Below are 9,664 nucleotides of genomic sequence, written 5' to 3'. Positions count from 1 at the left end.
GGCCGCATAACCATGAAATCCGCAGCGTCGCCCGAAACGCTTTTCAACATCGATCGGGACATTCCCTGCGGATTGCCTAGCGCCCGGACCGGGGCGGCTGGAGGTTCTGAACACGGTGCGGCAGATGGGGATGCATCTGGGCAGCGATCTGTTCGTCGCGCAAAGCCGGGCCTTGCAGCGCCGCATGGATCAGCAGGGCGTGGCCCGGCGCTGTCATGTCCCGACGCTGATACTGTGCGGCGAATATGATCGCCTGACGCCCGTCAAACGGCATGAATTTCTGGCCGACCTGATCCCACATGCAGAGCTGGAGGTGATCTCTGGTGCAGGGCATCTGCCGGTGCTGGAGCAGCCCGAGGCGGTGAATCGGGCGCTGCTGCACTGGTTGTCGCGCGCGCCGGAGGCGACCCATCAGGCCTGATCCGGCGTTCCCGGCAGAGTATCGATGTGGGGTGAGGGCGGCTTCATCCCTGTGTCAGGGCGTCTCGGTCTGCCTTGCTCAGCACGATTGGCTCGCTCACTGGGCGGCCTGTTTCGATGTCAAAGAAAGGAGTCTCTTTCCACTTGCCGGACAGGCGCGCGGTGATCATGCGGCGGAACAGGGCATAGACCATAGTCCCGGCGCCCTTGGTGCGGGGCGGTCTGCCCGGCTGGGGTTCAAAGGCGCGGGTGCGGATCTTGCCGAATATCTCGGGTTGGTCGAACAGATTGGTACGCATCCCGGCGAAGGGCAGGCCGGGTTTCGCAAGCGTGTTGGCGAAGGGCATGCCGCAGCAGCCTGCGTACCAGCGAAACAACCCCTTGGGGCTGAGCCGCATCAGGCGCAGCTCCTCCGCGCCTTGGGTGATGTGGATGCCATCCGGCGACATCTGGAAGAGCGCCACCGGACCCGGGGCAGGATCCGGCCTGTGGTGATAGAGCTCGTTGGCGCGGCAGTCGGCGCAGAAACAGGCGATATGAGTGCCCGACTTCAGCGCCTCTGGCGTGATGTATCCCTGCATTGTCCCGCAAGAACAGGAGAAGACGTGGCCTGAATGGTCCTGCTCCGGCGCCATCAGATCAGACCGCTGCGATCTTGGGTTTGCTCCGTTTAGCCTTACCCTTGGGACGGCTGTTGGCATTCATGAATTCAATCACCAATGGCCGGATGTTGTTGCGCCAGCTGCGGCCCGCAAAGATCCCGTAGTGACCGGCGCCCGGTTCCACGTGGCTGGCCTTTTTCGAATCCGGCAGGCCGGTGCACAGGTCCAGCGCTGCGATACATTGGCCGGGGGCAGAGATGTCATCATTGGCGCCTTCGACGGTCTTGACCGCCACATCGGTGATCTTGCCGATATCGACCTTGTGACCATCGACGACGAATTCGTTCTTGGCGATCTCGCCTTTCTTGAACACGCGGTCCACGGTCGACAGGTAGAATTCCGCAGTCATGTCCATCACCGCCAGATATTCGTCATAGAACCGGTTATGGGCGTCGTGATCAGAGGCTTCGCCGCTGCTGACCCGCTGGATCTGATCCATGAAGGCCTTGGAGTGGCGGTCCATGTTCATCGACATAAAGGACGAGAGTTGCAACAGGCCCGGATAGACCTTGCGGCCGACGCCTGCGTATTTGAAACCGACCCGCTGGATCATGGTCTCCTCAAGCTGGCCCATGGTGACGCGGCGACCGAAATCCGTGACTTCGGTCGGCGTTGCATCCGGGTCCACCGGGCCACCGATCAGTGTCAGGGAGGAGGGCTGCGCTTCGGGGTCCTGCTCGGCCAGATAGGCGGTGGCGGCGAGGGTCAGCGGGGCGGGCTGGCAGACGGCGATGACATGGGTTTCAGGACCCATCTCGCGCATGAAATCCACCAGATAAAGGGTGTAATCCTCGATGTCGAACTTGCCAGCGGAGACCGGGATGTCCCGGGCGTTGTGCCAGTCGGTGACATAGACCTCGCAGTTTTCCACCAGGCTTTTGACGGTCGAGCGCAGCAGGGTTGCGTAGTGTCCGGACATCGGCGCCACCAGCAGCACCTTGCGCGGCTGCACTTCGCGGCCGACGACACGGAAATGGATCAGATCGCCAAAGGGGCGTTCCAGAACCGTGTCGATTTCGACGGTATGGTCCTTGCCGTCTTCGCAGGTGAAGGTGCCGATGCCCCAGTCGGGCCGGGCAACCATGCGCTGAAAGGTGCGCTCCGTGACCTCACCCCATGCGGCCAGCCAGTTGAGCGCCGGATTGGGGATCGCGGAAAACGCCGGATAGGATGCCATCGACAATGCGGTCGCCCCCAGCCACTGGTTCATGTTCCGGGTCGTTTCCATCAGGTCGTAGGACATCATGTAGCGCATGGGTGTCTCCTTTAGGTGTCCGCCCTGCAACCCATTATCATAAATCATGGGCGGATTAAGTGCAGAGATTAGAACTTGCTGTCACTTTCTCGTAGACTACCTGAGCAAGTATTCTGCATAGCAGAAAGATTAGGGGGGATTCCTTAAGATGACAACAAGTGACGTGCAGGGTGCCGGAACTTCTCCAGAACACATTGATCGACTTAAGGAAAATTTAGAAAAGGTAGAACATCTGTCGAAGCGGCTGGTCGAGGTGATGGCAAGCAAGAAGCCGCATCATCCCGGACTGGACGGTCCGAATCAGGAATTGTTCGCACGTGCAGCAACGTCTTACTGGGCTTCTATGCTGCAAAACCCGGCAAAGCTGCTGGAACATCAGATCGAATACTGGGGCAAATCGGTGCTGAATTTCGCCGAGGCCCAGCAGGCGCTGGCCGGGCAACAGGACGGGGAAGGCGACGATGCACCCTCGGACCGCCGCTTCACCAACCCGATGTGGGACAAGAACCCCTATTTCCGCTTTATCAAACAGCAGTACATGACCAATGCCGCCGCCATCCGCGAGGCTGTTGACGAGGCGGGCGATCTGGATCGGGTTGACCGGCAGCGGTTGTCCTATTTCGCGGACCAGATCATTCACATGATGGCGCCGACCAATTTCCTGCCCACCAATCCGGATGCGCTGGAGCGGGCTTTGGAGACCGAGGGCCAGTCGCTGATCAAGGGGTTGGAAAATCTGGTCGCGGATCTCGAAGCCAATGATGGCGAGCTGGTGGTCCGGCTGGCGGATGATACCGCCTTTGAAATTGGCCGCAATCTGGCCACCACCCCGGGTGAAGTCGTCTATCGCAACCGCATGATGGAGCTGATCCAGTACCGCCCGACCACGGATACGGTGCATGAAACGCCGATCCTGCTGTTCCCGCCCTGGATCAACAAGTTCTACATTCTCGACCTCAAGGCGCAGAACAGCCTGATCAAATGGGTCACCGATCAGGGCTATACCTTGTTCGTGGTCTCTTGGGTCAATCCGGATGCCTCCTATTCTGATGTGGGGCTTGAGGATTATGTGCAGGACGGTTTCCTGACCGCGATCGAGCAGGTGAAGGAGATCTGCAAGGTCAAACAGATCAACGCCGTCGGATATTGCATCGCTGGCACAACGCTGGGTCTGACCCTGTCTCTGCTGAAACAGCGCGGCGACAAATCGGTGAAATCGGCGACCTTTTTTACCGCGTTGACCGATTTTGACGATCAGGGGGAATTCACGCCCTTCCTGCAAAACGATTTCGTGGATGCCATCGAGGAGCAGATCGGCGACGATGGCATGCTGCCCTCCTATATCATGGCGCGGACCTTCTCTTTCCTGCGCGCCAATGACCTGGTCTACGGGCCGGCGATCCGCAGTTATATGATGGGAGAGACGCCGCCTGCCTTTGATCTGCTCTACTGGAACGGCGATGGCGCCAACCTGCCGGGCAAGATGGCGATCCAATACCTGCGTGGGCTATGTCAGGGCAACCAGTTTGCCAAGGACGGTTTTGAGCTGCTGGGGCACAAGCTGCAGCTCAAGGATGTCGACATTCCGCTGATGGCCGTCACCTGCGAAACGGATCACATCGCCCGCTGGAAGGACTGCTACCGAGGCGTTCAGCAGATGGGATCGCGCAGCAAGAATTTCATCGTATCGCAGTCCGGCCATATCGCGGGCATCGTGAACCCGCCCACCCGCAACAAATATGGTCACTATACCAATGACGATCTGAAACTGGATGCCGCTGCCTGGATGGAAGGCGCAACCTTCCATGAAGGGTCCTGGTGGCCGCGCTGGGAGGCCTGGCTGAAGAAGCGTTCGGGCAAGCAGGTTCCAGCCCGCGAACCGGGTGATTCGACCCATCCGCCACTGGTGCAGGCCCCCGGCGACTATGTGCGCAAGATGGTAAAGTCCTGATATTGCTGCGGTTCCCATAATTTTTCTGCATTGCAGCAAAAAAATCTTGAAATGCTGCGATGCAGAAAGCATATTGTTGTCAGACACAGCGGGCGGGCATCTCCCTGCCACGGCAACGAGAGGAACTAGTACGATGGCTAAGACCCAAGATTTTACCGCGATGATGAAAGACATGATGGGCGCATTCCCCATGGACACCAAGACCATGGAAGATGCGTTCAAGAGCTCTGCTGCTCTGAATGAAAAGCTGGCCGCCGTTGCGATCGGTGCTGCCGAGCAGTCCGCCGAGATTTCGACCAAATGGACCAAAGACACCCTGTCCAAGATGGGCGCGATGTCCAAAGTTCAGGCCGAGCCTGCCGACTATGCCAAAGCCGCAACCGATTTCGCCAGCGCCTCTGCTGAAGTGGCTGCCGAAAACATGGCTGCCTTTGCCGAAGTCGCCAAGAAAGCACAGACCGACACCGTCGAGCTGCTGATGGCCGCAGGCAAGGATATGAGCGAAGAAGCGACTGCCGCCGTGAAAAAGGCCACCGAAGAGGTGACCACCGCAGCCAAGAAAGCTGCAACCAAATAAGAAAGTCCACAAGACGGCACCAGCTCTCCTCCCAATCAGTGCCGGATTGTGATGAAAGGGCAGGCCACGCGGGCCTGCCCTTTTTATATTGTGGAACGGTCTTTTCGGACTGTTGCTTTTGTGGCCGCCGATGCAGGCTGTCAGAAGGTGGCCATCGAATAACAACGGTATCGTGGTGTCCAGCCACACAGGCGCCGCAGCTTTTCCGCGCACATCTGCTGGTCCAGCGTCGGCCCCTCGGCCCAGGCCCCGTATTTACACAGAACGTGTTTGAGCGTGCGCACCATATACCCGCCCGCATGATCCGTCTGCTGCGCGATATGGGCGACGATGTCCGATGCCGCGACGCCGCTTTGGGCGCAGGCGTTGAATTCCCCCGTCAGATCGGGACGCTCCAACAGGATGCGATAGGCCACCGCCAGATCGTAACGATGCACCAGCGGCCAGCGGGTATTTAAACTGCCCCAGATTTCGATCGGCTGATCGCTGCGGGCTGCGGTCAGATAGCGTTCGAAGACGCCGCCATCCTCGTGATAGACCATACCGGGATGGATCACGGCGCCTGAAACCAACTTCGCCTGCAGTACTGTCCGGCTTTGTTCTGTCATCCAGGCGAAACTGGCAATCGGCCGTTTGGGCGAGGTTTCATCGGCAATACGGTTGCCGGTTGCGCCATAGAGCCAGCAACCGCCCGTATAGATCAATCTCAGCGGGGTGCCCCGATCCGCGGCATGATCAAGGATCGCCTCTATGGCGCGCTCGTCGGTCTCTCCCATGTCCTGATCAAAGGTCGCGGCGGCCTGCACAACGGCATCGACCTCTTTCACCACGGGCGCCCATGCCTCAGGCTGCCGCAGGTCACCGGGCAGGGGGCTACCGCCAAGGGCGGCGATCTTCTGCGCGCTGGCCTCTGATCTGACCAGACCGATTACCTGATGGCCCCGGCCGACCAGTTCACGCGTGATGGCGGTTCCGATTGATCCTGTCGCGCCAAGCAACAATACCCGCATGTTTCGTCCTTCGGTCTGAAACTGATTGTGAGGTCTGGGGTAAAATCTCAAGTATACTTTAGGTCAAGGTGGTTTTCTTGATGTGAAGACAGTTTTGACCGATGGTTCACAAAGGCGGATCAGAGGGACAGTGAGAACAATTGTTTTCCAAAGCGGCGCGAGGCTTTTCTTTTGTTCTGCGCTCGCATAGGGTTTCTGCAATGCATCATGTCTGGGGAGGTATGACCATGGCGGAACAGGAAAAACCCCTGCTTATCAAACGCTACGCCAGCCGTCGGCTGTATAACACGGAGACCAGCGACTACGTCACGCTGGAGGATATTGCTGGGTTTATCCGGGATGGACGCGAGGTCCAGATCGTCGACCTGAAAACGGGGGACGACCTGACACGCCAGTATCTGCTGCAGATCATTGCAGAACACGAAAGCCGCGGAGAAAACGTGCTGCCGGTGAATGTGCTGAATGATCTGGTCCGCAGCTATATGGTGCCAGGCGGCGGGGTAATGCCGCAGTTCCTGCAGACCTCATTCGATATGCTGCGCGACAGCCAGTCCAAGATGATGGAAAACATGTCGGCGATGAACCCGATGGCCACCATGCCGGGGTTCGAAGCGATGAAGGTTCAGCAGGAAGCTTTCCTCAAGGCAATGACCGGTGGCCTGTCCGGCGGCTGGAGCGGCGGCAGCGGCCCGGAACCGGAAGGCGCGAAATCGGATGCTGATGGCGAAGAAGATCTGGAATCGATCAAGCGCCAGCTGAGCGAATTGCAGGACAAGCTTTCGAAGATAAAGTGACGGACGCACGAGAAAGCGTCTGATCCGATGAAAGAGAAAAACCCGGGGCAAGCCCGGGTTTTTTCGTATCTAGGGTCAGGCTTTACTGCGCGATAAGTCTGCAAGGGGCGGTAGGCTCCCACCCGATCCCGGACACCCCATTGGGGGATCCGGATCCGTTGGGCTCGGCGCCGGGCGGTCGCCCGGCGGAGCAGACCGCCGGGCCGGTTCAGGCGGCGACCCGTTCCATGGTTTCGCTGGCGGCAGTGAGTAGGATGTCGACGATCACGTCCAGCTCATCCTTGGTGAGGCGGACCGGAAGGCGCACGTCGCAGGCTTTCATCAGCATTGCGCGGGTCTGCGGCAGCTCGGGCAGGTCCTTGAGGAACTGCCAGTTCCAGAAGGCGCGGGCGTTGTCCTCGGAGAGGCCGAAGACCTGCACCTTGACGCCTTTTTCCGCGGCGGATTTGGAGAAGGCCCTGATGTCGTCCTCGGTCATGCCAACCAGATTGAACTGGATCGAATCCGGGGCGCGCTGTTCGGGCGCCAGCGGGGCGGGCACATCGAAATAGGGCGCGGCGTTCAGACGGGCGGCGACGTAATCGTGATTCTTCAGACCATCGCGGACCCGGCGGGCCAGTTCCGGGATCTGCGGGCGGATGACGGCAGCCGACAGATTGCTCATCCGGAGGTTATAAAGCGGCAGCTGGTTCTGCCACTTGGCAAAGGCCTGCGCCAGATCCGGGGTGTTTTCGCCGCGGGGGCCTTTGTGCTTTTGCCAGTTGTGCTCATAAGCGCCGGACATGATGACCGCGCGGGCGACCAGTTCGGCATCATCGGTGATCAAGATGCCGCCTTCACCTGCGTTGAGCATCTTGTAGGACTGGAAGGAGAAGCAGCCGATCCGGCCGATGGTACCGATGTTCTGACCGTTCCAGGTGGTGCCAAGCGAATGCGCCGCATCTTCGATCACCGGAATGCCGCGCGCATCGCAAAGCGCCATGATCGCGTCCATATCCGAGGTGTGACCGCGCATGTGGCTGATGATGACAGCCGCGATATCCTGATCCAGACGGGCCTCAAAATCGGCCATGTCGATGCGGTAGTTCTCGCCAACTTCGCAGAGGACCGGAACGCAGTCGGCATGTACCACCGAAGAGGGCACCGCGGCGAAGGTGAAGCCGGGGATCAGGACGCGGGCATCGCGCGGCAGGTCCAGCGCCTTCAGCGACAGGAACAGCGCAGCCGAGCAGGAAGAGACGGCGAGGGCATATTTGCAGCCAATGAGTTCTGCGAATTCCTGTTCCAGCAGGGCAACAGGGGCATCCTGGGGCGCGGTATAGCGAAACAGATCGCCGGATTGCATCAGCGCATCAATGGCTTCGCGGGCTGCTGCGGGGATCGGTTCGGCGTCGTGAACATTCGGTGGCTGCGTCATATTTCAATTTCCCAAATGGATCATTTCATAAATCTAAAACAATGGGCGCGCAAAGCCAAGGCCGACGGTGCATTTCCCGGCGCAGGGGTGAAAATTTCACAGAACTGTTGCGAAGGCGCGCAGAGCGACAACGGCCAGAAGGCACGGGGTGCGTTCTGGCCGTCGGTCCCGGCAGGGGATGGCAAAAGAGGAGGGGATCAGAGCCGGATCAGATACCAAGCCGGTCGCGCAGCGCGTACCAGGTCATGGCGAGGGCCAGCAGCGGTGAGCGCATGCGCGGCCCACCGGGGAAGGCCGGGGCGGGAACCCGTGCCATGGTATCAAAGCCTTCGGTCTGCCCCTGAATGGCAAGCGCCATCAATTGCCCGGCGTGGGTGGCGGTGCCGACCCCATGGCCAGAATAGCCGGAGGCCGACAGGACATTTGGCGCCAGCCGTGCCAGATAGGGCATCCGTTTCATGGTGATGCCCAGCGTGCCGCCCCAGGCGTAATCGACGCGCACGTCGCTCAGATGCGGAAAGATCTGATGCATCGGCTTGCGTACCACGGCTTCGATATCGGCGGGGAAGCGATAGCCATAGCTTTCGCCGCCGCCGAACAGCAGCCGCTTGTCATGGCTGAGGCGGAAATAGTTGACCACGAATTTGCTGTCCGCCACCGCCACGTCGCGGGTCAGCACTTGATTAGCGCGATCCCCCAAAGGCTCGGTTGCGACGATGAAATTATTGATCGGCATGACCTTGGCCGCGACCTGACGGTTGAGACCGCCAAGATAGCCGTTGCAGGCCAGGATCAGGTGGTCTGCCGTGACCGTGCCTTCGGCGGTGCGCACAGTGACCTCGGCGCCTTCGGTGATCTCCAGTGCCTCACTCTGCTCGTATATCTTGGCGCCTGCGGCCTCGGCTGCGCGGGCGAGGCCAAGCGCATAGTTCAGCGGGTGCAGATGCCCGGCGCCATGATCCAGAAAGCCCCCCTTGTAATCGGGCGAAGGGCAAAGCTTGAGGCATGCATCGTCGTTCAGAACTTCGATCTGATCGTAGCCGTACCAATCCTGCAGGTGGCGTGCATAGTCGTGCAGATGCGACACCTCACTGCATGAGGAGCCGGTCCACGCCACGCCGGGTTTCAGGTGGCAGTCGATATCGTGCCGGGCGATCAGGGATTTGACCAGATCCTTGGCCTCTTCCCCCAGCCGCCAGAGCTTCAGGGCCTCGGCTTCGCCCATGAAGCTTTCCAGATCTTCCTGATCCATCCGCTGTCCGCTGCCGAGCTGCCCGCCATTGCGCCCGGAGGCGCCAAAGCCGACGCGGTGGGCGTCGAGAAGCACAACCTCCATGCCTGCCTCCGCCAGATGCAGCGCGGCGGACAGGCCGGTGTAGCCCGCGCCAACGATGCAGACATCGGCCCGTATGTCCCCGCGCAGGGCGTCATAGGGCTTTTGCTCTGTTGCCGTCGCATTGTACCAGCTGGCAGGGTACTTTCCCTTGCGGTCGTTGGAATAAAGCAGGTTCAAAGCCATAGATTACCTCATGCGGGCGGGCGCGCCGCAGCAGCGGCACGGTGGTCGGGAATTGGGCA

9 protein-coding genes are annotated in these 9,664 nt (G+C 60.0%); 4 read left to right on the top strand and 5 right to left on the bottom strand.

What is annotated here, in order from left to right; all coding sequences use genetic code 11:
* Nucleotides 1-124: 124 nt before the first annotated feature.
* Complete coding sequence (locus C6W91_RS18535; RefSeq protein WP_370571321.1) at nucleotides 125-421, top strand: alpha/beta fold hydrolase; 297 nt, start codon at nucleotides 125-127, stop codon at nucleotides 419-421.
* 43 nt (nucleotides 422-464) lie between these two features.
* On the opposite strand, the gene C6W91_RS18530 is transcribed toward C6W91_RS18535, so the two are convergent.
* A complete protein-coding gene (locus C6W91_RS18530; RefSeq protein WP_274838506.1) occupies nucleotides 465-1,055 on the bottom strand; it encodes a DUF6151 family protein in 591 nt (196 codons plus the stop codon).
* A gap of 4 nt (nucleotides 1,056-1,059) precedes the next feature.
* Nucleotides 1,060-2,337 carry a polyhydroxyalkanoate depolymerase gene (gene phaZ, locus C6W91_RS18525; RefSeq protein WP_065270700.1) on the bottom strand — a complete coding sequence of 426 codons (1,278 nt, stop codon included), beginning with the start codon at nucleotides 2,335-2,337 and terminating at the stop codon, nucleotides 1,060-1,062.
* A 148-nt stretch (nucleotides 2,338-2,485) separates the two neighbouring features.
* On the opposite strand from phaZ, the gene C6W91_RS18520 reads away from it, so the two are divergent.
* Together C6W91_RS18520 and C6W91_RS18515 are read left to right on the top strand one after the other, a co-directional pair.
* Complete coding sequence (locus tag C6W91_RS18520) at nucleotides 2,486-4,288, top strand: alpha/beta hydrolase (RefSeq protein WP_065270699.1); 1,803 nt, start codon at nucleotides 2,486-2,488, stop codon at nucleotides 4,286-4,288.
* A 133-nt stretch (nucleotides 4,289-4,421) separates the two neighbouring features.
* Nucleotides 4,422-4,865, top strand: coding sequence for a phasin, PhaP (locus C6W91_RS18515; RefSeq protein ID WP_274835683.1), 444 nt, complete (start codon nucleotides 4,422-4,424; stop codon nucleotides 4,863-4,865).
* Between the two features lie 140 nt (nucleotides 4,866-5,005).
* Here the strand turns inward: C6W91_RS18515 and C6W91_RS18510 are convergent, their stop codons facing one another.
* Nucleotides 5,006-5,875 carry an NAD-dependent epimerase/dehydratase family protein gene (locus tag C6W91_RS18510; RefSeq protein ID WP_274838507.1) on the bottom strand — a complete coding sequence of 290 codons (870 nt, stop codon included), beginning with the start codon at nucleotides 5,873-5,875 and terminating at the stop codon, nucleotides 5,006-5,008.
* Between the two features lie 227 nt (nucleotides 5,876-6,102).
* Here C6W91_RS18510 and phaR point away from each other — a divergent pair, with 227 nt between their 5' ends.
* Nucleotides 6,103-6,669, top strand: a complete 567-nt coding sequence (phaR, locus tag C6W91_RS18505; protein ID WP_065273509.1) for a polyhydroxyalkanoate synthesis repressor PhaR — start codon at nucleotides 6,103-6,105, stop codon at nucleotides 6,667-6,669.
* 208 nt (nucleotides 6,670-6,877) lie between these two features.
* Here the strand turns inward: phaR and C6W91_RS18500 are convergent, their stop codons facing one another.
* Both C6W91_RS18500 and C6W91_RS18495 read right to left on the bottom strand, forming a co-directional pair.
* Nucleotides 6,878-8,086 (bottom strand): DegT/DnrJ/EryC1/StrS aminotransferase family protein, encoded by a 1,209-nt coding sequence (locus C6W91_RS18500; protein WP_274838508.1) that lies wholly within the window; start codon nucleotides 8,084-8,086, stop codon nucleotides 6,878-6,880.
* Nucleotides 8,087-8,294: 208 nt separating this feature from the next.
* The gene (locus C6W91_RS18495) at nucleotides 8,295-9,605 is read right to left on the bottom strand and encodes an FAD-binding oxidoreductase (RefSeq protein WP_274838509.1); all 1,311 of its coding nucleotides are present in this window, start codon (nucleotides 9,603-9,605) and stop codon (nucleotides 8,295-8,297) included.
* Nucleotides 9,606-9,664: the final 59 nt, after the last annotated feature.

The sequence above is a fragment of the Phaeobacter sp. SYSU ZJ3003 genome, from assembly GCF_041300735.1.
Lineage (GTDB): Bacteria > Pseudomonadota > Alphaproteobacteria > Rhodobacterales > Rhodobacteraceae > Phycobacter > Phycobacter gallaeciensis_A.
This window is presented reverse-complemented; position numbering and strand designations above follow the sequence as displayed.

What these genes read in the sequence shown, in the direction of transcription:
- C6W91_RS18535 (WP_370571321.1), top strand. Translation starts at nt 125, where the DNA reads ATGGGGATGCATCTGGGCAGCGATCTGTTCGTCGCGCAAAGCCGGGCC.
- C6W91_RS18520 (WP_065270699.1), top strand. Translation starts at nt 2,486, where the DNA reads ATGACAACAAGTGACGTGCAGGGTGCCGGAACTTCTCCAGAACACATT.
- C6W91_RS18510 (WP_274838507.1), bottom strand. Translation starts at nt 5,875, where the DNA reads ATGCGGGTATTGTTGCTTGGCGCGACAGGATCAATCGGAACCGCCATC.
- C6W91_RS18530 (WP_274838506.1), bottom strand. Translation starts at nt 1,055, where the DNA reads ATGGCGCCGGAGCAGGACCATTCAGGCCACGTCTTCTCCTGTTCTTGC.
- C6W91_RS18515 (WP_274835683.1), top strand. Translation starts at nt 4,422, where the DNA reads ATGGCTAAGACCCAAGATTTTACCGCGATGATGAAAGACATGATGGGC.
- C6W91_RS18495 (WP_274838509.1), bottom strand. Translation starts at nt 9,605, where the DNA reads ATGGCTTTGAACCTGCTTTATTCCAACGACCGCAAGGGAAAGTACCCT.
- C6W91_RS18500 (WP_274838508.1), bottom strand. Translation starts at nt 8,086, where the DNA reads ATGACGCAGCCACCGAATGTTCACGACGCCGAACCGATCCCCGCAGCA.
- phaZ (WP_065270700.1), bottom strand. Translation starts at nt 2,337, where the DNA reads ATGCGCTACATGATGTCCTACGACCTGATGGAAACGACCCGGAACATG.
- phaR (WP_065273509.1), top strand. Translation starts at nt 6,103, where the DNA reads ATGGCGGAACAGGAAAAACCCCTGCTTATCAAACGCTACGCCAGCCGT.